This window comes from Mesorhizobium sp. C120A (assembly GCF_030323105.1).
Lineage (GTDB): Bacteria > Pseudomonadota > Alphaproteobacteria > Rhizobiales > Rhizobiaceae > Mesorhizobium.
This window is the reverse complement of record NZ_CP100476.1, coordinates 5842705-5868279: the sequence shown is the minus strand read 5'-3', so window position 1 is coordinate 5868279 and position 25575 is coordinate 5842705. Positions and strand designations below refer to the sequence as shown.

The window sequence follows — 25575 nt, the reverse complement described above, 5'->3', positions numbered from 1 at the left end:
AATGATGCCTCAGGCAGTGCCGAAAGCACTGGCGCCATGGTCGGCGCGGCCGACCAACTGGCGGAAACCGGCGAACAGCTCGCGGCCGAAACCGAACTCGTTGCCGATGAGATCGATGTCGGCCGTGCGGCGCAGCGCGAGCTCGGGCCCCGGCACCAGCACTTCCAGCGTGCCGGCATCGGCGTCGAGCCGGATGATGTCGCCGTCATGGATCCTGGCGATCGGTCCTTCCTCGACCGCTTCCGGCGTTACATGGATCGCCGCCGGCACCTTGCCGGAAGCGCCAGACATGCGCCCGTCCGTGACCAGCGCGACGCGCTGGCCGCGATCCTGCAGGATGCCGAGCACGGTTGTCAGCTTGTGCAGTTCCGGCATGCCGTTGGCCTTCGGGCCCTGGAAGCGGATGACGGCAATGAAGTCGCCGGTCAGCGTGCCGGCCTTGAAGGCTTCGTTCAGTCCCTGCTGGCTGTCGAACACCTTGGCCGGCGCCTCGATGACGCGGCGTTCCGGCTTCACGGCGGACGTCTTGATGACGGCGTGGCCGAGATTGCCGGCGAGCACTTTCAGGCCGCCGGTCGGCTGGAAGGCCTTCTTGAACGGCGCCAGCACCTTCTCGTCACCGCTCTGCAGCGGCGAGGCTTCACGCACGACGCCGCCATCTTCGCCGAGCCGGGCCTCGACCGCATAGGGCCTCAGGCCTTCGCCCCATACCGTCTGCACATCCTCATGCAGGATGCCTTCGTCGAGCAATTCGCGGATCAGGAAGCCGAGCCCGCCGGCGGCATGGAAATGGTTCACGTCGGCAAGCCCGTTCGGATAGACGCGCGCGAGAAGCGGCACCGCTTCCGACAGGTCGGAAATGTCCTGCCAGGTAAGCGTGATGCCGGCCGCCGCGGCCATGGCGATGAGATGGATGGTGTGGTTGGTAGAGCCGCCGGTGGCGTGCAGGCCGACGACGCCATTGACCAAAGAGCGCTCGTCGATCATGCGGCCGACCGGCGTGTAGGCGTTGCCGAGCGCGGTGATCGCCAGGGCTCGCCTGGTCGCCTCGCGCGTCAGCGCGTCGCGCAGCGGCGTGCCTGGATTGACGAAGGACGCGCCGGGCGTATGCAGGCCCATGATCTCCATCAGCATCTGGTTGGAATTGGCGGTGCCATAGAACGTGCAGGTGCCCGGCCCGTGATAGGATTTGGACTCCGCTTCGAGCAGTTCTGCGCGTCCGGCCTTGCCCTCGGCATAGAGCTGGCGGACCTTGGCCTTCTCGTCATTGGGGAGGCCCGTCGTCATCGGCCCTGCCGGCACGAACACCGCCGGCAGATGGCCAAAGGTGAGGGCTGCAATCACCAGCCCCGGCACGATCTTGTCGCAGACGCCGAGATAGACGGCGGCGTCGAACATGTTGTGCGACAGGCCGATCGCCGCCGACATGGCGATCACGTCGCGCGAAAACAGCGACAGCTCCATGCCGGGCTGTCCCTGGGTCACGCCGTCGCACATGGCGGGCACGCCGCCGGCCACTTGCGCGATGCCGCCAACTTCCTTCGCGGCTTCCTTGATCAGCGCCGGGAAGGTTTCGAAGGGCTGATGCGCCGACAGCATGTCATTGTAGGAGGTTATGATGCCGAGGTTCGGCACCTTGTCGGCGCCGAGCGCCAGCTTTTCAGACGGGCTGCAGACGGCAAAGCCATGCGCGAGGTTGCCGCAAGACAGGACGCCCCGGTTGGCGGTGCGGCTGGACGCCTCGGCGATGCGGCCCAGATAGCGCTCGCGGCCGGCTTTCGAGCGTTGGCGGATGCGTTCCGTGATGGCTTCGATGTCGCGTCTGGCTGTCATGGTCGGTCCTTTCGAGCCCCGGAAGAACGTCCTCCACCGTCTGCCGGGACTACTTTGCGTGAAATCAGGGTGCCCAGAACACCTCTACCGGGGTGGGTGCCGCTTCGAGCACTTTGCGGATGGGCTTTTTCGCACCCGGTCCCATCGCACCGTCGAAGGCGGTGCGCTTGTCCTCGCCTTCTATATGCAGCGCGATGAAGCCGGCGCCGACGATCCGCGCCAGCGGCAGCGTCAACCGGGGTTCGCCGGCGCTTGCCGCGTGAACCGGCAGCACGATCCTTGATGAGGCCGGGTCGAGCAAATCGCCGAGATTCTCGGCGTCGGGAAAGAACGAGGCGGTGTGGCCGTCGCCGCCCATGCCGAGCACGACGACATCGAGGGGCCAGGGCAGAGCCTTCAGCGCCGCATCGTCGGCCGCCGCGGCGGTCTCGATGCTTGCCGCCTCATGGTAGAGCGGCACGAAGTGCGCGGCAGCCGCCTTGTTCTGGAGCAGGTTGGCCGCCACCAGCCCCGCATTCGAGCGCGGCGAGGAGGCCGGCACGAACCGTTCGTCGACCAGCGTCACCGTCACCTTGTTCCAGGCGATCGGAATGGCCGAAAGTGCTGCAAAGAACTTTGCCGGCGTGGTGCCGCCGGAAACGGCAAGCAGGGCCGTGCCGCGCTCGTCGATGGCCTTGGTCAGGCGCGCCGCGACATTGCCGGCAAGGGCTGCCGCCAAGTCCTGGCGCCCGGCAAAGCCGTTCCAGTTATAGACGGGCTCGCTCAACTGCTTTCGTGCCATGTCCGCCCGTCGCGTTCGATCAGCGCAATCGAGGCCGAGGGACCCCATGTGCCGGCCGTATAGCCTTGCGCCTCCTGCCTGGCGCTTTCCCAGGCGTTCTGGATCGGGTCGATCCACTTCCATGCCGCCTCGACCTCGTCGCGGCGCATGAACAGCGTCTGGTTGCCGCGGATAACATCCATGATTAGCCGTTCATAGGCGTCCGGCGCGCGGCCGTCGAAAGATGTTGCAAAGCTCATGTCGAGCGGAATCTGGCGCAGCCGCATGCCGCCCGGGCCTGGATCCTTGATCATGATGAACTGCTTGACGCCTTCGTCGGGCTGCAGCCGGATCACCAGTTGGTTGGCTGAGATCGGCCCGGCGCTGTCGCCGAAGATCGAATGCGGGATCGGCTTGAACTCGATGACGATTTCCGAAACGCGGGTCGCCAGCCTTTTGCCGGTCCTGAGATAGAATGGCACGCCGGCCCAGCGCCAATTGCCGATCTCGGCCTTGATGGCGACGAAGGTCTCGGTGGAGCTGTCTTTGCCAAGTTCCTCGACATAGCCTTTCACCGCGCCGCCTGCAGAGGCGCCGGCGCGGTATTGGCCGCGCACGGTGTGCTTGGGTGCCTCATTGCCGTTGATGCGCTTCAGCGCCCGCAGCACCTTCAGCTTCTCGTCGCGCACGGCATCGGCATCCATCGACGATGGCGCTTCCATGGCAACCAGACAGAGCAGCTGCAGCATGTGGTTCTGCACCATGTCGCGCAGCGCGCCGGCCTTGTCGTAGTAGGTGACGCGGTCTTCAAGACCGACGGTCTCGGCTACCGTGATCTGCACATGGTCGATATGGGCAGAATTCCAAAGCGGCTCATAGAGCGCGTTGGCAAAGCGCAGCGCCATCAGATTCTGCACCGTCTCCTTTCCGAGATAGTGGTCGATGCGGAAGATCTGGCTTTCGTGGAAGTCGTCTCCAACCACGTCGTTAAGCTTGCGCGCCGAATCGAGGTCGCGGCCGATCGGCTTCTCCAGCACGATGCGTGAATTCGGCGTGATGAGATTGTGGGCTTTCAGCTGGTGCGAGATGTCGCCGAACAGCGCCGGCGCCACCGCCAGATAGAAAGCGCGGATGCGGTCGCTTTCGCCGATCGCCTTTTTCAGCTTGTCGAAGCCGGCACCCGTCGTCGCGTCGGCCGATACGTAGGACAGCCGGGCAAGAAATGTCTTGAGTTCCTCGGCGTCGATGTCGGCCGGCTTCACATGCTGGGAAATCGCCTGCTTGGCGAAAGCCTGGAATTCCTCGTCGCTCATCTTGGAGCGCGAGGTGCCGATGATGCGGGTCGGCTCGGAAAACTGGTGGTCGCGCTGGCGGTGGTAGAGCGAGGGCAGCAGCTTGCGTTCCGACAGGTCGCCGGTGCCGCCGAAAATGACGAAGTCGAAAGGCTCGACGGGAATGATCTGGCTGGTCATGGTCTGTCCGCTTTGACGCCGCTCGCTGTGACGCGGCAGGATATAATCTAATCGATTTAAACTATCCAGTGCCATGGTGTCACATCAAGGCCAAATCACTGCATATTGATTCGCTCCAAATGTGCCTTGACACTGGCTGCCACCCGGAGGCTTTTCGTCAAGCGATGGTCCCGGGGCTTTCGCGCCTGCAACATAAAGCGGGAATGTGACGAAAGCTAATGCGTGTCGCCCAGAAGTGCGAAGCGGTTCTGGGAGACAGACACGCATCAAACAAAAAGGAAAAATGCGCTTGCGAGGTGGGTCTTCAATGAGCGGAAAAAGCATGCGTCTGGAAAACAAGGTTGCCGTCATCACGGGTGCTGCGTCAGGTTTCGGCGAAGGCATGGCCAGGCGCTTTGCCGAAGAGGGCGCCAAGGTCGTCGTCGCCGACCTCAACGCCAAGGGCGCGGAGCGCGTTGCAGCAGAGATCGGCCAGGCCGCGATCTGGACCCAGACCGACGTTTCGCAGCGTTCCGAATTCGACGAGATGGTCTATGCCGCAAAAAGCGCCTTCGGCCGCATCGATATCATGGTCAACAATGCCGGCTACACCCATCGCAATGGCGACATGCTCGACGTCGACGAGGCGACCTTCGACCTGATCACTTCAGTCAACATGAAGGCGATCTACCACGCCGCACTTGCCGTGGTGCCGATCATGGAGCGGCAGGGCGGCGGCGTCATCCTGACCACGGCTTCGACCGCCGGTCTGCGGCCGCGTCCGGGGCTCACCTGGTACAATGCCTCGAAGGGCTGGGCGATCACCGCGACCAAGTCGATGGCGGTCGAACTCGCGCCCAAGAACATCCGCGTGAACTGCCTTTGCCCGGTCGCCGGCGAGACCGGCATGCTGGAGAAATTCATGGGCACTGACACGCCCGAGATCCGCGAGAAATTCCGTGCCTCGATACCGCTCGGCCGTCTGTCGACGCCGCTCGATATCGCCAACGCTGCGCTTTGGCTTGCGTCGGACGAAGCCGCCTTCATCACCGGCGTGGCGCTGGAGGTCGACGGCGGCCGCTGCATTTGAGCAATTCGGGAAGTACCTCGCTGTTCGCAATGCACGGCAGACAGAGCAACGTCGGCAAAAGTTCGCATCGGTGCGCCGGCCGGCCGAGGAACGAACAGTTGACGTCGTCACGCCGGACCCCAGTTTGACTTCTCGATCACCCGAAAGGCATAACGGGATCGTGGATAGTGTTGGCGGGTGATGAAGATCAGGCAGCAGAAAAGTCGCTATGATCTGGGATGGCGGCTGCGGCTTTACCTGGCCACGCGTGCGCGGGCGCGAAGCAAGGCAATTTTCATCGGCGTTACCGGAAGCTCCGGCAAGACGACGGCGGGAAGCCTGCTTGGACACATCCTGGCTGGCCACGGTTCGGTCCACACACAGGTTCTGGCCAACACTATGAAGGTGTTGGTCTCGACCCTATCCAGGCGAATGGGAAAGGGCGGCAAAACCGACTACGTCGTCTTCGAGGCTGCTGCATTCGGCCCGGATACAATGAAGCCCATGGCCGAGTTGCTTCGCCCCGACGTGGCTGTTGTCACAATGGTCCGGCTGGAGCATCGGGCCAGTTTCAAGACTGTGGAAAACGTCGCTCGAGAAAAGAGCGCCCTAGTCGCGGCGCTGGAGCCGGGCGGCTTCGCGATGCTCAATGCCGATGACCCTCTTGTGATGGGCATGGCCTCGGCGAGCTATTGCCGTTCCGTCACATTCGGCACATCGGAGCAGGCGGATTATCGCGTCAGCGATATCGAGGCAGCCTATCCCAAGCCGTTGCGGTTCTCGCTCCACTGGCGCGGCGGTGTGCTCGATATCGAGACGTCGTTCCCCGGCCAGCATTTCTGGCTGCCGACGTCAGCGGCGGTTGCAACCGCTCTTGAACTGGGCGTGCCTGCGCAGATGGTCAAGGACAGAACCGCGACGTTCCAGCCTCTGGAAAATCGCGGCCAGGTGCTCGTCCCCGCGGGCGGCCCCCACTTCATCGTGGATGCCGCAAAGGCGCCCTGGCATTCGCTGAGCCTTGCCTTCGACATGGTAGCCGGATCGACATTCGGGCGAAAACGTATCGTTCTTGGCCAGCTATCGGATTTTTCCGGCTCGAATAACAGATATGCCCAAGCCTACAGCAGCGCGCGCGAGATTGCAGACCAGGTGATTTATGCCGGCGATCATGCCCATCGCTCCAAGGCGAACCAGGCAGATCGCGACAGCGGCCGCTTCATCGAATTGCGCACGGCCAGGGAAGTGTCGGACTACATCGCCCAAACCGCGCAGCGTGACGAGTTGATCCTGCTCAAGAGCTCGTCCAATCTGCACCTCGAGCGTGTCGCTCTTGCCTGGACCCACGACGTCCAGTGCTGGGTTTCGGTATGCGGCAAGACCGAGGGATGCGAGCAATGCGGCCTCTATGAAGTGCCGTTTGAGCAGCACCGTGAGTTTGTGGCGCAGAGAAAATCGAAGCGCCGCAAGCACAGACTGCTGCGGCTCCTCGGCCGCTAGAATCTTTGGCTGAAGCACGCCAGCGCCCGTTTGACTCTGGAACTTGGCACGACGCATATTAGGCTGGGCTAAAAGCTGGCGGGGTGTGAAACTGGAATTGCTGAAAATTCGCAAGGACTTGGGCTGGGCGCTGCGACGGCTGCAGGCGCGCTGGGTGCGGGCGCGTAACAAGGCGACGTTCATCGGCATCACCGGCAGCTCCGGCAAATCCACATCCACCAGCCTGCTTGCACACATACTGGCCGCCCAAGGCAAGGTGCATCTACAGGCCCAGGCCAATACAATGCCTGCGCTCATCCGAACGCTTTACAAGCGCCTGAGGAAGGCCGGCAAAGTCGATTACGTCGTTTTCGAAGCCGGCGCTTCCGACTTCGGCACGATCAGCGCCATGGCGCAGATGCTGAAGCCGAGTGTGGCGGTGGTTACGATGATCCGTCTGGAGCATTTCGGCAAGTTCAAGACTCTGGAAGCTGTGGCGGGAGAGAAGCGGGCGCTGGTCGGGGCACTCCAACCTGATGGACTTGCGGTTCTCAATTGCGATGACCCACTGGTGATCGGCATGGCGTCTGGCGCGAAATGCCGGATTGCGACCTTCGGCCAGTCCGGCGAGGCAGACTACCGCGTGAGTGACGTGCATGCCGCGTATCCGGAATTGCTGCGGTTCACCCTTCATTGGCGCGATGGCAGCCTGAATATTCAAGCGCCTTTTCCCGGCGAGCAATTCTGGCTACCGACTGCAGCGGCTGTTGCCGCCGCCTTGGAACTTGGCGTCCCGCCAGAGCAAGTCGTAGCGAGAACGGCATCGTTTGCACCACTGCCCAACCGCTCTACGGTGCAAGAGGTATCCGCGGGTCCGAAATTCCTGGTCGATACGGCCAAAGCGCCCTGGCATTCGCTCAACATTGCTCTGGAGATGATTGCAAAGGCCAAGGGTGCTCGCAAGCGCATTGTGCTGGGGCAGATATCCGACTACGCCGGCTCGTCGAGGAAATACGGCGCCGCCTACAACATCGCGCGCGAAATCGCCGATGAGGTCATTTATACCGGCGACAATGCGCATCGCTCGCGCGCCAGCCAGGCCGACCGCGACAGCGGCCGTTTCATTGAGCTTCGCACTGCCAAGGAAGTTTCGGATCATATCAAACGGACGGCAGTCCCAGGAGAACTGATTCTGCTGAAAAGTTCGTCCAACCTTCATCTGGAAAGGATCGCGCTCGCCTGGACACACGACGTCAAATGCTGGGTCCCGATATGCCGCAAGTCGGAAAGCTGCCAAATGTGCGGCCTCTACGAGGTGCCGTTCGAGGAACAGAGGGATTTCCTGGCGAAGCGCAAACTTGCTCGCAGAAGACACCGTTTCAGATGGCTGCTCGGCGGCTGACCAGAATTTGGCGGCTTGCGTCTCAATCCCCGGTCTTGATGTAGCTCTTGTAGATCCAGCCGCGCTTGCCGTTGTAGACGATCTGGCACCATTTCTTGCAACTCATCACCTGCACCGACGACTTGGCGGGCACGGTCCCCATGGCGGCGGCGTTTTTCTGCGGACCGCTGCGCATTGTCACCGCCCTGAGGATGCGTCCGGTGCCGGCGGCAGCAGCCACCTTCTGTGGCTTGGCCTTGGCCTGGGTATCGTCCGTTGCGGCGGAAGATTGCTCGTTTGGAAGTTGCGGTTTTGGCGTCGGTATGGCGGCGGTCTCGGCGTCGTCGTCATTGGCGGGAGCAGCGACCTTTGACAGCTGCGTCGTGGCGTCGCTCTGCGCCGCCGGTTCTTCGAATGCCGCGGCATCAGACGGTTTGGCGGCAGCCTGCTCGGCAGGCGCCTGATCGGATGGCGTCGCGGCAGGGTCGCTGTTGGATTGCGCCGCAGTCCAGCGCGGATCGTTCGCCGACAGCGGCGGCATGGCAGCCCCACCGGCAGCGACCGTCGATGAAACCGCATCGCCCTTGCGCGCGGCTTGTGGCGCCGCTACCGCGGCAGCCGTGGCCGCGACCGGGGCAATCTTGGTCGTCTTGACCGGAAAAGTCGGAACGTTCTGCTGTGTGCTGGCGATCGCTTGCCGGTCGCTGGCCGGCAACGCCAGCCAAAGCGCTATGCCCGCCACGCCAAGCAGCGCTGCGGTGCCGACCGCGGCGATCACCAGATGCGAATTCGTGCGCACCCCCTGCCAGAAGGAGGGCCGCATGTCATAGCCGAATTGCATGGCGAAGCGCCGACGTTCCGGCGCGCCGAAACTGAAGGGCTCGTTCACTCTTGCCACCTCCAAAAGATGAGCCGGTGTTCTTTCGATCGGCGCCGGCAGCCCGGCATTCGATCGGCATCGGTCCCAACAACAAAGCGGGCAGGCCCGCAGAAATCCCCGTTCAATCGCCCAGAACCGGCATCCTTTGCCCTTGATTGTGGCATCAGTGCGCCCTCAGGGGAATTGTGCGCTCTTGTTAAGGATTCTGCAACGTCTCGCTGCGGCAACCAACAGCTCAATAGAATCAGCTCAGTACCAGCCACGGCCGATATGAGATACTTTCTCTATATTCGGTCCCTCAGGGCAAACCAGTTCAGTGCCAAGAACAATAATGGCGTTCTAAATCGCCGGCCGCCGGGAAAAGCCGGGATGTTCAGGTCCTCGATCAGCTTCAGTCTGTCGCGGTTGCCGGCGACGGTCTGGGCATAGAGCTTGCCGAAGAAGTTCGACAGCATCACGCCGTGGCCGGAATAGCCTCCGGCCGAGATCACATTGGGCATCACCTCGCGCACGAACGGTTTCCTGGGCATGGTGATGCCGACATAGCCGCCCCAGCCATGGGTGATCTCGACATCGCTCAGTTCCGGATAAAGCTCGGCTATCTGCCGGCGGATATGGACATGGATGTCCTTCGGATCGTTGACGCCATAGACCTCGCGCCCGCCGAACAGCAGCCTTCCATCCCTGGATTTGCGGAAATAACGCACGACGAAACGCGAATCGTCGACCGCCTCGCCGCCCGGCAGCACTTTCGAATCGACGCCCAGCGGCACCGTCGCGCCGATGAACGAACCGATGGGCATGATGTGCGCGGCACTCACCGGCTCGAGCGTGCCGCCATAGGCATTTACACCGATCAGGCATTTCTGGGCGGTGATGATTCCTCTCGAAGTCGTCACCCTGACCTTACCGCCGCTGGAGGTAACACCGGTCGATAGTGTCTGCTCGAACAGGTGCGCGCCGGCCGCTGCCGCGACCTTTGCCGTGCCGATCACCAGCTTCATCGGGTGGATGTGTCCGGTGCCGGTGTCGCGGGTGCCGCCGAAGTAGCGTGTGGAGCCCAGCCGTTCGGCCGTTTCCCTGGCATCCATGAAGGCGATGTGCGGATAATTGAAGCGGCCGGCCATGATCTCGGCATGTGCCTTGTAGTCGTCGAGATAACGCGGCTTGTGCGCCACGGACAACTGGCCCGGCATATAGTCGATGTCGATCTGGTTGACGGCGGCGAATTCGAGCAGGTGCGCTTTCGCCTCTTCGGCAAGGTCGAACAGCGCCTTGGCGCGGGAGAAGCCGTATTCGGCCTCCATCTCTTCGGCCCAGGCGCGCTGGCCCGTGCCGAGCTGGCCGCCATTGCGCCCTGAAGCGCCGTCGCCGAAGCGATGCGCTTCGATCAGAACGACGTCGGCTCCCGCCTTCGCCAAATGAGCGGCCGCCGACAGCCCGGTGAAGCCACCGCCGACGACGACGACGTCGCAGCTGCGGTCGCCGTCCAGGGCAGGGTACTCAGGGCGTGGTCCGGCTGTGTCTTCGTACCAGGAGCGACCGGGGGAGATAGGTGATTGGTAAGGCATGGGGACACCAGCCAATGGTGAATGGTGAATGGCTGCGAGACGCACGACGTCTGCGCTCATCCATCCAATATGAAACTACTCACCATTCACTATTCACCATTCACACGACGAAGTCGCCGCTCACACGTTGAGCAACAGATACTCCCGCTCCCACGGGCTGATCACTTCCATGAAGGTCTCGAACTCCGCCCGCTTGATCGCTGCATAGGTTGCGGCGAAGGACTTGCCCAGAAGAGCGCATAGTTCCTCGTCGCCTTCGAAAAGGTCGACGGCTTCGAGCAGGCCGCGTGGCAGGTCGATCTCATCGGCGTTTGCGGTGGTCAGCACCGGAGGCTCGGCCTTGATCTTGTTGGTGATGCCGATCAGCCCGCAGGCAAGTGAGGCCGCCAGCGCCAGATAGGGGTTGGCGTCGGAAGACGGGATGCGGTTTTCGACACGCCGCGCCGCCGGATCCGAGCGCGGCACGCGGAACGCCGTGGTGCGGTTGTCATAGCCCCATTTGTTGTTGACCGGCGCCGAGGCCGACTGCGTCAGCCGGCGGTAGGAATTGACGTAGGGAGCAAACATCACCAGTGCGTTCGGCACATGCTTCTGCATGCCGCCGATGAAATGGAAGAAGTCGTCGGTTTCCGAGCCGTCCTTCGCCGAAAAGATATTCAGCCCGGTCTTCTTGTCGATGATCGACTGGTGGATGTGCATGGCAGAACCTGGCTGGCCCTGGATCGGCTTGGCCATGAAGGTGGCATAGATCTCATGCTTCAGCGCTGCCTCGCGAATGGTGCGTTTGAACATGAACACCTGATCGGCGAGCTCGACCGGATCGCCGTGACGCAGATTGATCTCGAGCTGGCCGGCGCCTTCCTCGTGGATCAGCGTGTCGATCTCCAGGCCCTGGCTTTCGGAGAAATGGTAGATGTCGTCGATCAGTTCGTCGAACTCGTTGACGCCGGCGATCGAATAGCCGGCGCCGCCGCCGATTGCCCGTCCGGAACGCCCGACGGGTGGGGTCAGCGGATAATCCGGGTCGGGGTTCTTGCGCACCAGATAGAATTCGATCTCGGGCGCCACCACCGGCTTCAGCCCGCGCTTGTCATAGGCTGCTACCACGCGCTTCAGGACGTTGCGCGGCGTGAACTCGACCGAACGGCCATCCTGATGGACGAGGTCGCAGATGACGGCGGCCGTCGGGTCTTCTTCCCAGGGCACGACGGTCAACGTCGACAGATCCGGCATCAGCTTCAGGTCGCCATCATCCTCCGGATAGTGGAAACCGTTGCCGTCCTCGGGATAGCCGCCCGAAATCGTCGTCATGAACACTGCCGATGGCAGCGCCAGCGAGGTGTTGGAAGTGAATTTCTTCGACGGCATCATCTTGCCGCGCGCGACGCCAGCCTGATCAGGCGTGATGCATTCTATGTCTTCGATGCCGCGCCATTCCAGCCAGGCGCTGACTTCCTTCCAGTTCTTCACGCCGCGTTGATTTTTCACGAAGGCAGGCGTTCGGACGCGTCCTCCGCGGGTCGACGGACGGACTTCCTTTTTCGCAGGCGGCATCATTCACCAGTTTGGGTTGCGGATTTGGGAGTATAGCCGTTGCCGGTGATGGAAGGGAAGGGGAGCTGCCTGTCTTCGCCTTCCTGGTTGAAAATCGCGCCACGCAGATTAGGGTCAACCTCCCGCAGATCGAGCAGCAGAAGACACCGTATGCCAGGCAAATTGACCACTATCGGCTTCGACGCCGACGATACCCTATGGCAGAACGAACAGTTCTTCCGCCTGACCGAGAAGCATTTTGCAACCCTGCTCGCCGACCATGGCGAGGCCGAGCACATTTCGGCACGGCTGCTGGAGGCCGAGAAGCGCAACCTTGCCGTCTACGGCTTCGGCATCAAGGGCTTTACCTTGTCGATGATCGAAACGGCGATAGAAGTGACCGATGGCCGTGTGCCGGCCTCGACGATCGCCGAAATCCTTGCCGCCGGCCGCTACATGCTCGGCCATCCTGTCGAGGCGCTGCCGCATGCGCGCGAGACAGTCGAAAAGCTCGCCGGCGCCTACCATCTGGTGCTGATCACCAAGGGCGATCTGTTCGACCAGGAGCGCAAGCTGGCGGCGTCCGGCCTTGGCGACCTGTTCGATGCCGTCGAGATCGTCAGCGACAAGAGCGCCGCCACCTATGCCAGGATCTTTGGCCGTCACGGCAGCCCGCAGACCAGCATGATGGTCGGCAATTCGCTCAAGTCGGACGTGGTGCCGGCCATCGAGGCCGGCAGCTGGGGTGTGTATGTGCCGCACGAGCTGACCTGGGTGCTCGAACACGTCGAGCCGCCGGTCGAGGCACCGCGTTTTCGTCAGCTTGTCGATCTTGGCGAACTGCCGGCTTTGATCGAGAGCATCGGCAAGGAAGGCTGACCGCCCCACACGCGTTCGGGCGGATTGCGATCAGCCGCGCCCGAGACTGATCAGCCGGTCGACCACCGGCTGCAGCCTTTCGGTGGTGATCGGCTTGGTTACCACCACATCGACCACGCTCGACAGACCCAGGCTGTCGGGCGTGCCGGTCTTGGTTGAAAGCAGGATCACCTTGGGGAGCGACCGCCCAGATGTCCGCCGCAAGGCGTCGATGGCCGCCATCAGCGCGCGGCAGTCCTCGTTGTCGGGGCCGCCATCGAGAACGACGGCGCCCGGAATGAGGGTTCGCAATGTCTTGGCCGCCATCTCGGGCGACTCGGAGATCGGCTTCAGTCCGGACTTCTCGACGATCTTCGACACCACCACCCGGTTGATCGGCGATTTTCCAACGACCAGCACGTGGGAGAAATCCGTTGATATCTCGGAGTTCGCGTCCCTGCTTGACGAATTCAGATGTTTGGCGGTGTCGGTCTCGCGGTTCACAGGGCACATGGGCGGGGCGGGCACTCGGCGCTGCTTCAATGCAGGGTTGAAATCCGAGAGCCAATTGGCGTGAGATCGCCCGCCATGTCAAGCTGAAATGACGGACCTGCGAAATATAGCCGGAAATATTAAACCCCGGAGACAAGTTCTGTTTTCGAACTGTAGTTAAGTTCACGCTCAAAAGCGAAAGTCACCCGCGCTGAAAACTCGCGGGTGACGTTGAAATCGGCCAGTGAGCGGCGGGGCCCATAGGTTCCACAAGCACAAAGCTTCCGTAAGGGAAGATCAGCCGTGACTCTTCTGCGTGACGATCACCGGGATCAGCAGGTCGCCCCAATTGCCGTCGCCGCCATGATGCCGGGCCGAGCGCACCAGTTCCACCGAGACGCCGGCCTCGACTGCCTTCATCACCGATTGATTGAGCCTGTGCAGGTCGTTGGCCAGCATGCGGATGGTCGCCTGTTGGTCGACACTCATCGTTGTGGACTGCTCTTCTGCACGTTCCTTGACGCGGCTTATGGATGCCATTTTCTTCTCCCTTGCCCTTCGGGCGTTTCCTCTGTTGGTTATGTCGATCGGTTCATTCCGCTGCCGGCTTGAACTGGACGTGCTCGGTCGATTCATGCATGGCGGTGGTCGACGACTGGCCGCCGCTGATTGCCATCGACACGGCGTCGAAATAGCCGGTGCCGACCTCGCGCTGGTGCTTGGTCGCGGTGTAGCCGTGGACTTCGGCCGCGAACTCGGCTTCCTGCAACTCGGAATAGGCGGCCATCTGCCGCGCCTTGTAGCCGCGGGCCAGCTCGAACATGCCGAAATTGAGCTGGTGGAACCCGGCCAATGTGATGAACTGGAACTTGTAGCCCATGGCGCCGAGCTCGCGCTGGAACTTGGCGATCGTCGCGTCGTCGAGGTTCTTCTTCCAGTTGAACGACGGCGAGCAATTATAGGCGAGCAGCTTGCCCGGATGATGCCTGCGCACGCCTTCGGCGAATTTCTTGGCCTGCGCCAGATCGGGCTTGGATGTTTCGCACCAGATCAGGTCGGCATGCGGCGCATAGGCAATGGCGCGCGCGATGCACGGTTCGATGCCGTTCCTGACCTGGTAGAAGCCTTCAACCGTGCGGCCGGCATCGTAGTCGACGAAAGGCTGGTCGCGCTCGTCAATGTCGGAGGTCAGAAGCTTTGCCGCTTCCGCATCGGTGCGTGCCACGACTAGCGTCGGCGTGCCCATCACGTCGGCCGCCAGACGCGCCGCGTTGAGGTTGCGGATATGCGCGGCGGTCGGGATCAGCACTTTGCCGCCGAGATGGCCGCACTTCTTCTCAGAGGCCAGCTGGTCCTCATAGTGGACGCCGGCAGCGCCGGCCTCGATGAACGCCTTCATGATCTCGAAGGCGTTGAGCGGTCCGCCGAAGCCGGCCTCGGCATCGGCGACGATCGGCGCGAACCAGGTGTCGACCGACAGGCCGTTGCCTTCCGAGGTCTCGATCTGATCGGCGCGCTGCAGCGTGCGGTTGATGCGCTTGACCAGTTCGGGCGCCGCATTGGCGGGATAGAGCGACTGGTCCGGATACATGGCCGACGCGGTGTTGGCGTCGGCGGCGACTTGCCAGCCCGAGAGATAGATTGCCTTCAGCCCGGCACGCACCTGCTGCATCGCCTGGTTGCCCGACATGGCGCCGAGTGCATTGACGAAGTCTTCCTCGTGGATGAGCTTCCACAGCCGGTTGGCGCCCATTTCGGCAAGACTCTGGCGTATCTGGACCGACCCGCGCAGCCGCTTCACATCGTCCGGCGAATAGGCTCGTTCGATGCTGTCGAAGCGGCCTTCGGGTGCGGATGGGACAAGATTGTAAAAATCAGTCATTGGTCACTCCAGATCAATCCGATGCCAGTGTCTTGAAACGCCGCGCCCTGGATAGTGTGCGTCGTCTGTGTGTGACATCATTTACATTGCGCCGCGACGAGAGCGAGGGAAACCGCTATTTCTGGTAGAAAATAAGAGAAAACCTGTGTTGTGTTTGACTGCTTATCGCTGTAAATCTGTCATGATTGTAAAAGATGGTGCGCCGTTCATCGCTCGCAAGTCGTGTAAATTCCTGTCAAGGAAAGCCGATGGCCGACCAGAAGATATTCGCCGGGCCGCGCATCCGCCGCATCCGCATCGCCAGAGGCCTGACCCAGACGGCGATGGCCGAGGGGCTCGGCATCTCGCCGTCCTATCTCAACCTGATCGAGCGCAACCAGCGGCCGCTGACGGTGCAACTGATCCTGAAGCTGGCCTCTGTCTACAAGGTCGACCCGCATGAATTGCAGGGTGAGGCGAGAGGGTCGATCTCGGCCTTGAAGGAAGTGTTCGGCGACCCGCTGCTTGCCGGTGAGCTGCCGGGCGACCAGGAACTGATCGAACTGGCCGAGGCAGCCCCCAACGCATCGGCTGCGATGATAAAACTGTTTCGCGCTTACCGCGAGCAGGCCGAGCGGCTGTCCGATCTCAACGAGCTTCTGGCGCGCGAGGGCCGCGCCACGGCGCTGTCCGGTGCGCGGCTGCCGATCGACGAAGTGCACGAGATTTTCGAGCGCCGGCCGAACCATTTTGCAGCACTGGAGGAAGAGGCCGAGGCCTTCACCTCGGTGCTCGACCCCGGCGACGATCTGTTCGGCGCGCTGAAGGCGTGGCTGAAGCGCGAGTATGGCATCGTCGTCAAGGTGCTGCCGGTCGCCACCATGCCGAACTGGCGCCGCCGTTATGACCGTCATTCGCAGCGTCTTTTTCTATCGGAGCGGCTGTCGCCGTTCGACCAGTTGCGCGAAGTCGCCATGGAGGCCTGCCTGATCCGCATGACGGTCGCGATCGCCGGCGAAATTCAGGCGCTGAAGCTCGGTACGGACGAAGCCCGCCGGCTCGCCCGCTTCGAGTTCGGCCGCTACGCCGCCAATGCCTTGATGATGCCCTATCAGGCCTTTCATGCCGCCGCCGTGCGGGCTCGTTACGATATCGATGTGCTGCGCTCGCGTTTCGGCGTCTCCTTCGAACAGGCGGCGAACCGCCTGACCATGCTGCAGCGTCCTGGCTTGTCCGGGGTCCCGTTCTTCATGCTCGAGGTCGACAATGCCGGCAACCGCTTCCGCAAGGCCGGCGGCCAGGGCTTTCCGCAAAGCCGCTTTGGCGGCGGCTGCCCGAAACTGCCGGTCCATGCCGCTTTCGCTTCGCCTGGCCAAATCCTGGTGGAGGCGGTGGAAATGCCCGACGGCGCCGAGTTCCTCTGCATCGCACGCACGCTCGAAGGGCCGCAGGGTTCGTTCTCCGAGCGTCCGCGCCGCACCGCGCTGCTGTTGGGCTGCGATATCGGCTTTCGCGACGAGATCGTCTATGGCGCCGGGCTGCTGGCAAAGGCCGGACAGGGCGCCGCCACGCCGGTCGGTCCCGCTTGCCGGCTGTGCGAACGCATCGGCTGCCTCGCCCGCGCCGAGCCGCCGGTGACCCGTCCGCTGGGCCTGGACGAGATGGCGACGGGCCTGAGCGCCTTCGATTTCCAGTGATGCTTCTCGGGCAGGAGGTCGCGGAAGACCGCAGCTGTTTGCGCTAAGCAATAGAGCGCGGCCCGAACCATCGCCGAACCAAATATTGATTAAGCATCGGCGCTGCGCTATCGAAGGTGAGCTGCAGGGCAGCCAAGGGGGGACGGCTTATGAACAGGAAAGCTTTGTGGCTTGGCGTGGCGCTTGCCCTTTTGGCGGGGCCTGTTCTGGCAGAAAAATCCTCGGAATTCTTCAAGGACTATCAACAGTATAGTGACGACGGCAAGGCATTCCTGGACAAAATCGATCCAAAGACCGGCGCGGTCGACCTTCCCGAAGGCATCCATCTCGATCTCAAGGACAAGTTCTATTTTCTGGGCAAGAAGGACGCGACGTCCGTCCTGACCGAGGCCTGGGGCAATCCGCCTGATACCGCGTCCGAAGCAATCGGCATGATCTTCCCGGCCAAGTACGAGCCCATCGCCGGCAACGGTTGGGGCATCGAATTGCGCTATGAAAAGATCGGCCATGTCGATGACGCCGACGCCGCATCCATCGACTACACCGAATTGCTGAGCAGCATGCAGGCGGACACATTGTCGGCCAACGATCAGCGGGTGAAGGACGGCTTTCCCCCGATCAAGCTGATCGGCTGGGCCTCGCCGCCGGTCTATGATTTCGTCCACAAGCGGCTGCACTGGGCCAAGGAACTGCAGTTCGGAGACGATACCGTCCACACGCTCAATTACGACGTCCGTTTCCTCGGCCGGGAAGGCGTCTTCGTGATGAGCTACATCGCTACGGTCGAACAATTGCCGGAGATCAAGCAGAGCCTGGACGAAGTGCTGGGCGTGGCGGACTTCAACACCGGCAAGAAATACACCGATTTTCTGCCAGGCACCGACACGGTCGCCGCGGTTGGCATTGGCGGCCTCATCGCCGGAAAACTCGCGGCAAAGGCCGGCCTGATTGCAGTCGCGCTCATCGCCCTGAAAAAGTTCGGCATTCTGCTGCTGGTACCGTTGGCCGGTCTCTGGCGCTTTATCCGCGGCAACAAGGGCATGTCCTAGAAACGGCGGTGTTTGCCCGTATGGCTGCCGGTTGGCGGTGCGCCAAAGGGAATGCCGGGCTGGGTCACGTCCGGCGGTAGCCTATGCGCTAGGCGAATACGGCACGTTTCTGTCGTCCATTGTGCATCATGCCACCCCGAGATAGCCGACAGTCGCACCCCATGACCGATACCGCATCTTCTCCAATCGCCGCACCGCCGATCGTCTCGCCGCGCGAAGAGCGGGTCGGCTTGCTGCTGGTGTTCCTGTCGGCGCTGATGTGGAGCTTTGGCGGCACCATCGCCCGCTTCATCGACACCGCTGACAGTTGGACGGTGGTGTTCTGGCGCTCGCTGTGGGCGGCTGTGTTCCTGATTTGCTTCATGGCCTGGCGCGACGGCTGGCGCGGCATGTTGCGGCTGTTTCGCGACATGGGCCTGCCCGGCCTTGCCGTGGCCGTCTGTTTCGCCACGGCGTCGACGTGCTTCGTTGTCGCGCTCGCCTACACCACCGTTGCCAATATCCTGTTGATGCAGGCCGGTGTGCCGCTGCTGGCGGCATTGCTTGCCTGGGTGCTGTTTCGCGAACGCGTCGCCGTCGCGACCTGGGTGGCGATCGCCGCCGTCATCGCCGGCGTCGCCATCATGGTGTCGGAATCGCTCGACGGCGCCGTATCGCCCATCGGCGACGGGCTGTCGCTGCTGATCGCCGTCATGTTCTCGATCGCCACCGTCATCACCCGGCGCTTCGCCCATGTGCGCATGACGCCGGCGACGTGCCTCGGCACGATGCTGGCAGCGGCTTTCGCCGCATCGCAAGCCACGCAGTTTGCCACGTCGACCCACGACATGGCTTTCCTGTTTGCCTTCGGCGTCATCAATCTCGGCCTGGGCCTTGCCTTCTTCGCCACCGGCGCGAGGCTGGTTCCGGCGGCGATCGCAGCACTCCTCGGCACGTTCGAGCCGATCCTCGGACCGATCTGGGTCTGGCTCGTTCATGGCGAGGTGCCCTCGGTGCGCACCATCATCGGCGGCGCGGTGGTGGTCGCCGCGCTGCTCGTCCATATCGCGCTTGAATTCAAGCGCCAGGCGAGGCCTGCACGGCCGGGGACCACTGGCCTGCCATCCCCTAATTGACCCGCCTTTCCCTTGGTTGAGCCCGTCTTCCCTAATTACGCCCGTCTTTCCCCAATTAGCGAAGCCGCACGCCCTATTGACCGAGCTTCCCCGCGCGGGCCATTGACAACCTTGCTGCGGCACGGGCAGGCTGGGGCACGGCAACAACAAGACAGGCTTATCTTGCCAAGTGTCCCCGCCGGTCGGACCAAGACCGGACCACAGCGTCGTATCCCTGCCAGCGCCGCGGCGAAAGCCTCTGACGGCGTCAGCGCGCCCGCCATGCGGGCACACAGAGCCATCATCTGCCGCTCGTCGAACCGCCCGGACGGCGCTGGCAGTTCATGCTTGTGGCTGCCCGGAAAGCTCAATACTCTGAAGCAAATGCCCAATCGCGCTCGAACAGCGACGACTTGGCGAAGGAACACTCATCAAAGGAGAACAGCATGATCCGCAAAGCGCTCTGGCTTTCGGCAACCTCGGCATTTCTGACGCTTTTCGCCGTTGGCGGCCATGCCGAGGATCGCGTCGTCAACGTCTTCAACTGGTCGGATTACATCGACAGTTCGATCATCGACGACTTCACTAAGGAGACCGGCATCAAGGTCGTCTACGACACCTTCGATTCCAATGAAATCCTCGAAACCAAGCTGCTTGCCGGCGGCAGCGGCTATGACGTCGTCGTGCCCAGCGGCAACTTCCTGGCCCGCCAGATCCAGGCCGGCGTGTTCCAGAAGCTCGACAAGTCGAAGCTGCCCAACATTTCCAACATGTGGGACACGGTTTCGGAGCGCACCGCCAAATACGATCCGGGCAACGAATATTCGATCAACTACATGTGGGGCACGGTCGGCATCGGCTACAACATCAAGAAGGTGCAGGCTGCACTCGGCACCGACAAGATCGACAGCTGGGATATTTTCTTCAATCCCGACAGCCTGGCCAAGCTGAAGGATTGCGGCGTCTATGTGCTGGACTCGCCGGCCGACATCATCCCAGCGGCGCTCAAATATCTCGGCCTCGATCCGAACAGCACCTCACCTGACGACATCGCAAAGGCCGAGGAGACGTTGCTGAAGGTGCGGCCGTATATCCGCAAATTCCATTCGTCCGAATACATCAACGCGCTCGCCAACGGCGACATCTGCCTGGCGGTCGGCTGGTCGGGTGACGTCTTCCAGGCACGCAACCGCGGGGTCGAGGCCAAGCAAGGCGTCGAGATCGGCTATTCCGTGCCCAAGGAAGGCGCCCAGATGTGGTTCGACCAGATGGCGATTCCCGCCGATGCGCCGCATGCCGCTGAGGCACTCGAATTTCTCAACTACATGATGAAGCCGGAAGTGATCGCCAAGTCGTCCAACTATGTGCTGTATGCCAACGGCAACAAGGCTTCGCAGCAGTTCGTCGACAAGGCGCTGCTGGATGATCCGGCGGTCTATCCGGACGCCGAGACCTTGAAAAAGCTCTATACGGTCCAGCCCTACGATCCCAAGACCCAGCGCCTGATCACGCGCAGCTGGACCAAGATCGTCACCGGCCAGTAAGCAATGCGACATGGTCCCGGCAGCCACCTGCCGGGACCATTCTTCTCTGGGGCAAGAAGCAAAAAAATAGGACGGAGTGGGACATGAAATCGCTTGGCAGCATCCGCAGGGATTTCGCGCCATGGAACGACCCGAACGCCAAGCCATATATCCAATTCGAGAACGTCACCAAGAAGTTCGGTGACTTCACCGCCGTCAACAATCTGTCGCTGACCATTTTCGAGCGCGAGTTCTTCGCCCTGCTCGGCGCGTCGGGCTGCGGAAAGTCGACGTTGCTGCGGATGCTTGCCGGCTTCGAGGAGCCCACCGCCGGCCGTATCCTTCTCGACGGCCAGGACTTGCGCGGCATCCCGCCCTACCGCCGCCCGGTCAACATGATGTTCCAGTCCTATGCGCTGTTCCCGCATATGAGCGTGGAAAAGAACATTGCCTTCGGCCTCAAGCAGGAAGGCATGCCGGGACCGGATATCGAAAAGCGCGTCGCCGAGATGCTGAAGCTGGTGAAGCTAGAGCAGTTCGCCAAGCGCAAGCCGCACCAATTGTCGGGCGGCCAGCGCCAGCGCGTCGCGCTCGCCCGCTCGGTTGCCAAGCGGCCAAAAGTCTTGCTGCTCGATGAGCCGCTCGGCGCGCTCGACAAGAAGCTGCGCGAGGAAACGCAGTTCGAGCTGATGGACCTGCAGCAAAATCTCGGCCTTACCTTCGTCGTCGTCACCCACGACCAGGAAGAGGCGATGACCATGGCCGACCGCATCGCCATCATCGACAAGGGCGAGGTGATGCAGGTGGCGACGCCGGCGGAAGTCTATGAGGCGCCGAGCTCACGCTTCGTTGCCCACTTCGTCGGCAATGTGAACATGTTCGAAGGCAAGGTCGCCGAGCGTGCGGCAAACACCACGCGCATTACCGGCGCGACAGGGGCCCAGATCGTCGTCGAAAACAGCACCGATACAAAGGCCGGTTCCGACATCGTCTTCGCCATCAGGCCGGAGAAGATCAAGGTGTCGTCGAAGAAACCGGCCGACGCAGTCAATGCGCTTGAGGGCGAGGTCTACGACGTTGCCTATCTCGGCGACATGACCGTCTACCACATCCGGCTGGATGACGGCCAGATCATCAGGGCAAGCGCGCTCAACGCGGCGCGAGTCACCGAGGACCCGCTGACCTGGAACGACCGCGCCTGGGTCTCCTTCCGGCCGGATGCCGGCGTCGTGCTGACACGGTAGGGGGCGGCCATGTCCAACATCGCCATCACCGGCACCGGCCCATCGACAGCGGCCAAACCGTTTCTGACACGGCTCGGCGCCGGCTTCGTCAGCCGGCTCGTCATCATCGTGCCTTATCTCTGGCTGCTGTTCTTCTTCTTCATCCCGTTCATCATCGTCTTCAAGATTTCGCTGTCGCAGTCGGCGATCGCCATGCCGCCCTACACGCCGGCGCTCGATTTCAGGGACGGCATGTCCGGGTTCTTTGTCCGCTTCCGCGAACTCAGCTTCGACAATTATGTCTGGCTAACGCAGGACGCGCTCTACTTCAAAGCCTACGTGACCAGCGTTATCATCGCTGCAGTCTCGACGATCCTGACCTTGCTCGTCGGCTTCCCGATCGCCTACGGCATGGCCCGCGCGCCGGCGACGATCCGTCCGACCTTGCTGATGCTGGTGATCCTGCCGTTCTGGACGTCGTTCCTGATCCGCGTCTATGCCTGGATCGGCATCCTCAAGCCCGAGGGTCTGCTCAATCAGCTGCTGTTGTCGCTGCACATCATCAATCAGCCACTGATCATCCTCAACACTTACACGGCGATCTTCATCGGCATCGTCTATTCCTACCTGCCATTCATGGTGCTGCCGCTCTATTCCTCGCTGGAAAAGATGGATTATTCGCTGATCGAGGCGGCAAAGGATCTCGGCTGCCCGCCGACATCAGCCTTCTGGAAGATCACCTTCCCGCTGTCGCTGCCCGGGGTCATCGCCGGCTGCCTGCTGGTGTTCATTCCAGCGGTTGGCGAGTTCGTCATTCCCGATCTGCTCGGCGGCTCGCAGACGCTGATGATCGGCAAGACCTTGTGGAATGAATTCTTCGCCAACCGTGACTGGCCGGTGTCGTCGGCCGTCGCCGTCATCCTGCTGCTGCTCCTGATCGTGCCGATCATGCTCTTCCAGCAGGCTCAGGCACGCGCCCAGGAGCAAGACAAATGAACGCCACCTGGAGCCGCTTCAACGTCACCTCGGTCGTGCTGGGCTTTGCCTTTCTCTATCTGCCGATCGTGCTGCTCATCGTCTTCTCCTTCAACGAGTCGAAGCTGGTTACCGTCTGGGGCGGCTTCTCGACCAAATGGTATGTCTCACTGTTCCACAATCAGGGGCTGATGGACGCCACCTGGGTGACGGCGCGTGTGGGGGTCATCTCCGCCACGGTGGCAACCGTGCTCGGCACGCTGGCAGCGCTGACCTTGACCCGCTACACCCGCTTCAGGGGCCGCATCCTGTTTTCCGGCATGGTGTTTGCGCCGCTGGTCATGCCGGAAGTCATCACCGGCCTGTCGCTGTTGCTGCTGTTCGTTGCCGTCGGTCTCGACCGTGGCTTCCTGACCGTGACGCTTGCTCACATCACCTTGACCATGTGCTTCGTGGCTGTCGTCGTGCAGTCGCGCCTGGTGTCGTTCGATCGTTCGCTGGAAGAAGCTGCCTTGGACCTCGGCGCAACGCCGGTAAAGACCTTCTTTCAGATCACGCTGCCGGTCATCATGCCGGCCATCGTCTCCGGCTGGATGCTGGCCTTCACCCTGTCGCTTGACGATCTGGTCATCGCCTCCTTCACCTCCGGGCCTGGCGCCACCACGCTGCCGATGAAGATCTACAGCCAGGTGCGGCTCGGCGTGACGCCGGAAATCAACGCCGCCTGCACCATCCTGATCGCCGTCGTGGCGGTAGGCGTCATCATCGCTTCGGTCGCCAACAAGCGGCGTGAGGTGCAGCGCCAGCTCGACGAACAGGCCGCGCAGCGCGGTTGATTGCGTCAAACGAGGGATAGGGCGATCCCGGTAAGGGTCCGCCTATTCGCCTGAGACGCCGCGGCTGATCGGCGAGATGAACGGCGTGCTCCAGGTGCCGCCGACGAAGAATGACGACTGGTTGGATCCCTGCTGGCCATTGACCGGTGCCGCTGCCGGGTCGGCCTGGGTGACACCCCCGAAAGCGCCAGCCCGCGTCCGCCGTAAGAGGCGATGCCGGACAGCCAGACCTTGTATTTCGCCGAATTGGCCTCGGCCTTGTCCAGCCTTGCCACACCCTTCGAGATGGTGGCCTTGAGCTCGGCGCCGTCCATCGGCAGTGTCCCGTCCGAGACGTCGTCGAGCGCGAAGAAGCCGCCCTGTTCCGTGTGCTTCAGAAATGCCGGCAAATTGAGCCCGCTCAGCGCGCCAGGCCCGAACGTCGCAGAGACCGAGCCGTCCGCGTTCTCGAAGATCGAGTCCCAGGATTTGCCCGGCCCTTTGAGAATGACCGAGACAGTGCCGGTGCTGGCCGGCACCAGCCGCGTCATTCCGGCCGCGGTGCCGAAAGCGGCGCCGTCAATGTCGGAGGCGAGCAGCCGGATCTCGACCTGCGAGCCCTCCGGTTTGCGGTCGAAACGCAGGCTGCTTTGCACGTTGCCGCCAAAGGCCGACGCATCGGAGATATCGAAGACGGCAAGCCCGTTCTTCACCTGCGCCGTGGCGGCGACGTCGGCAAGCTGGATTGCGCCGGCCGAGGCATGCGCCGCTGACAGCCTCAGATCGAGATTGATCCGGTCGGCGAAGCTGGTGTCGATTTCGCCGGGACCGGTCTCGCCGGTCGGCGCCAGCGGCGTGAAGGCCGAAAACAGCGACCTGAGGTCGAGCGTATCGAAGGCGAGTGTGCCTGATATTACCGGCAAGGCGTCGCCGAACGAAAAATCCAGCGCCCCCATTCCCGGGTTGTTGTCGAGCGTCACCGCGGTGTTTTCGAATTTGACGCGGCCGGCGGTCGCCGTGATCTTGCTCGAAATCGAGACCGAACCGATCGCCGTACCAGGAGCAATGCCGGCCTGCGACCATTCCAGCACGCGCCGCAGCGACGGCGCGGCGAATTTCGCCTGGCCATCGAAATAGGCGTTTTGCGACATGCTGGCCGTGCCGTCGAACGAGAAGCTGGCCGGCGCTGCCTTGAACGAAAACGTGACCGGTGCGGCGCCGCCGGCAAACAGCACCAGCGGCTTGGGCGAGGCGGCATCGACGGTGACGCTCTCGCCGCGCCAGATTCCGGTCGCCGACAAGGTCGCGTTGCTGTTCATCGCTGCCCAGCTCGCCTGGCCGGACAGGCTGGTCAGCAATTCGACGTCCTTGCCGCCGACGGAGGCGACCATGCGGCCGTCCCTGAATTCCACGGTGCCGAACGGATCGGCGGGCAGCTTGCTCAGATCCGGCTTCGTCGGATCGGCGTTGACCACGCCGCGCGCCGTGTCGATGGAGCGGGTGATGCGTCCGCCCGTTGGTATGGCGGGCAGGAATATGCCGTTTGCGGCGCGCTGGACCCGGATCGTCGGCCGCACCAGCCGCGCCGTCGAAAACACCACATCGCCCTGCAGCGCCGCCATGGCCGAAAGGTCGACCTCGACCCGTTCGGCCTCGATCACCGGCGGCGCGTCGGTCTCGGTCCACTGGGACAGCGTGACGTCGCTCAATATGGCGCGGAACTTCGGCCACACCTCGATGCGCGGCGAACCGGCGATGGTGACCCTGAAACCGCTCCACGCGCTCATCTCCCAGGCGATGCGATCGCGCACGATCCGGGTCGAGGCAAACAGCGGCAGAGCGGCGACGACCAGCGCGATGACGAGCACGGCAACGCCGATCGCCCATATTCCGCGCCGGATCAAAGGTGATGGCATATTGCCCCGGTTGCTTTCATTCCGATAAACGCCTGACGGGTGTAACCGCCAGTCGTCACCACGCCTTCCAGCCGTCACTACGACTTAGGGCTGAGGCATTTCAAGTCTTTATGGCCCG

Annotated in this window: 20 protein-coding genes and 1 pseudogene; 11 read left to right on the top strand and 10 right to left on the bottom strand. The window is 62.5% G+C overall.

From position 1 onward, the window contains the following. Nucleotides 1-9: 9 nt before the first annotated feature. The 3 genes from edd to zwf all read right to left on the bottom strand — a co-directional run bounded on the left by edd (nt 10) and on the right by zwf (nt 4065). Nucleotides 10-1833 carry a phosphogluconate dehydratase gene (gene edd, locus NL532_RS28690; protein WP_023692387.1) on the bottom strand — a complete coding sequence of 608 codons (1824 nt, stop codon included), beginning with the start codon at nt 1831-1833 and terminating at the stop codon, nt 10-12. A gap of 64 nt (nt 1834-1897) precedes the next feature. Continuing rightward, nucleotides 1898-2614 carry a 6-phosphogluconolactonase gene (pgl, locus tag NL532_RS28685; RefSeq protein ID WP_023692386.1) on the bottom strand — a complete coding sequence of 239 codons (717 nt, stop codon included), beginning with the start codon at nt 2612-2614 and terminating at the stop codon, nt 1898-1900. Further along, a complete protein-coding gene (zwf, locus tag NL532_RS28680) occupies nt 2596-4065 on the bottom strand; it encodes a glucose-6-phosphate dehydrogenase (protein WP_023827903.1) in 1470 nt (489 codons plus the stop codon). Before zwf ends, pgl begins: the two co-directional genes overlap by 19 nt. 322 nt (nt 4066-4387) lie before the next feature. Here zwf and NL532_RS28675 point away from each other — a divergent pair, with 322 nt between their 5' ends. The 3 genes from NL532_RS28675 (at nt 4388) to NL532_RS28665 (ending at nt 7991) form a co-directional block, all read left to right on the top strand. After that, complete coding sequence (locus NL532_RS28675; RefSeq protein WP_027049416.1) at nt 4388-5134, top strand: SDR family oxidoreductase; 747 nt, start codon at nt 4388-4390, stop codon at nt 5132-5134. 180 nt (nt 5135-5314) lie between these two features. Further along, nucleotides 5315-6610 carry a Mur ligase family protein gene (locus NL532_RS28670; protein WP_023825872.1) on the top strand — a complete coding sequence of 432 codons (1296 nt, stop codon included), beginning with the start codon at nt 5315-5317 and terminating at the stop codon, nt 6608-6610. Nucleotides 6611-6695: 85 nt separating this feature from the next. Continuing rightward, nucleotides 6696-7991: a Mur ligase family protein gene (locus tag NL532_RS28665; protein ID WP_023701813.1), complete on the top strand. Its 1296-nt coding sequence runs from the start codon at nt 6696-6698 to the stop codon at nt 7989-7991. A gap of 22 nt (nt 7992-8013) precedes the next feature. Here the strand turns inward: NL532_RS28665 and NL532_RS28660 are convergent, their stop codons facing one another. From NL532_RS28660 to NL532_RS28650, 3 genes are all read right to left on the bottom strand, one after another. Then, a complete protein-coding gene (locus NL532_RS28660) occupies nt 8014-8859 on the bottom strand; it encodes an SH3 domain-containing protein (protein WP_023697306.1) in 846 nt (281 codons plus the stop codon). Nucleotides 8860-9134: 275 nt separating this feature from the next. Further along, on the bottom strand, nt 9135-10421 hold the full coding sequence (locus tag NL532_RS28655) for an NAD(P)/FAD-dependent oxidoreductase (RefSeq protein ID WP_023701812.1): 1287 nt from the start codon (nt 10419-10421) through the stop codon (nt 9135-9137). Nucleotides 10422-10541: 120 nt separating this feature from the next. Then, nucleotides 10542-11978 (bottom strand): glutamine synthetase family protein, encoded by a 1437-nt coding sequence (locus NL532_RS28650; RefSeq protein WP_023669313.1) that lies wholly within the window; start codon nt 11976-11978, stop codon nt 10542-10544. 147 nt (nt 11979-12125) lie between these two features. Here NL532_RS28650 and NL532_RS28645 point away from each other — a divergent pair, with 147 nt between their 5' ends. Continuing rightward, nucleotides 12126-12833, top strand: coding sequence for an HAD family hydrolase (locus NL532_RS28645; protein WP_023753886.1), 708 nt, complete (start codon nt 12126-12128; stop codon nt 12831-12833). Nucleotides 12834-12863: 30 nt separating this feature from the next. Here NL532_RS28645 and NL532_RS28640 read toward each other — a convergent pair whose 3' ends face one another. The 3 genes from NL532_RS28640 to aceA form a co-directional block, all read right to left on the bottom strand. Beyond that, complete coding sequence (locus tag NL532_RS28640) at nt 12864-13325, bottom strand: response regulator (RefSeq protein ID WP_023669317.1); 462 nt, start codon at nt 13323-13325, stop codon at nt 12864-12866. Between the two features lie 276 nt (nt 13326-13601). Continuing rightward, a complete protein-coding gene (locus NL532_RS28635) occupies nt 13602-13844 on the bottom strand; it encodes an SMc00767 family acetate metabolism repressor (protein WP_023669318.1) in 243 nt (80 codons plus the stop codon). A gap of 52 nt (nt 13845-13896) precedes the next feature. Beyond that, nucleotides 13897-15186, bottom strand: coding sequence for an isocitrate lyase (gene aceA / locus NL532_RS28630; protein ID WP_023753887.1), 1290 nt, complete (start codon nt 15184-15186; stop codon nt 13897-13899). 248 nt (nt 15187-15434) lie between these two features. Here aceA and NL532_RS28625 point away from each other — a divergent pair, with 248 nt between their 5' ends. From NL532_RS28625 to NL532_RS28595, 7 genes are all read left to right on the top strand, one after another. Beyond that, nucleotides 15435-16862 (top strand): helix-turn-helix domain-containing protein, encoded by a 1428-nt coding sequence (locus tag NL532_RS28625; RefSeq protein WP_023753888.1) that lies wholly within the window; start codon nt 15435-15437, stop codon nt 16860-16862. Between the two features lie 149 nt (nt 16863-17011). Continuing rightward, nucleotides 17012-17911 carry a DUF2167 domain-containing protein gene (locus tag NL532_RS28620; RefSeq protein ID WP_031244436.1) on the top strand — a complete coding sequence of 300 codons (900 nt, stop codon included), beginning with the start codon at nt 17012-17014 and terminating at the stop codon, nt 17909-17911. 161 nt (nt 17912-18072) lie between these two features. Next, nucleotides 18073-19026, top strand: a complete 954-nt coding sequence (locus NL532_RS28615) for a DMT family transporter (protein WP_023729069.1) — start codon at nt 18073-18075, stop codon at nt 19024-19026. A 425-nt stretch (nt 19027-19451) separates the two neighbouring features. Beyond that, nucleotides 19452-20549 carry a polyamine ABC transporter substrate-binding protein gene (locus NL532_RS28610; protein WP_023753889.1) on the top strand — a complete coding sequence of 366 codons (1098 nt, stop codon included), beginning with the start codon at nt 19452-19454 and terminating at the stop codon, nt 20547-20549. Between the two features lie 83 nt (nt 20550-20632). After that, the gene (locus NL532_RS28605; RefSeq protein WP_023697298.1) at nt 20633-21772 is read left to right on the top strand and encodes an ABC transporter ATP-binding protein; all 1140 of its coding nucleotides are present in this window, start codon (nt 20633-20635) and stop codon (nt 21770-21772) included. Between the two features lie 9 nt (nt 21773-21781). Then, nucleotides 21782-22747 (top strand): ABC transporter permease subunit, encoded by a 966-nt coding sequence (locus NL532_RS28600; protein ID WP_031196135.1) that lies wholly within the window; start codon nt 21782-21784, stop codon nt 22745-22747. After that, nucleotides 22744-23562: an ABC transporter permease gene (locus tag NL532_RS28595; protein WP_023681869.1), complete on the top strand. Its 819-nt coding sequence runs from the start codon at nt 22744-22746 to the stop codon at nt 23560-23562. The genes NL532_RS28600 and NL532_RS28595 overlap by 4 nt, the downstream gene beginning before the upstream one ends. 42 nt (nt 23563-23604) lie before the next feature. On the opposite strand, the pseudogene NL532_RS28590 reads toward NL532_RS28595, so the two are convergent. Continuing rightward, nucleotides 23605-25457 (bottom strand): annotated as a pseudogene (locus tag NL532_RS28590) (AsmA family protein). Nucleotides 25458-25575 lie beyond the last annotated feature (118 nt).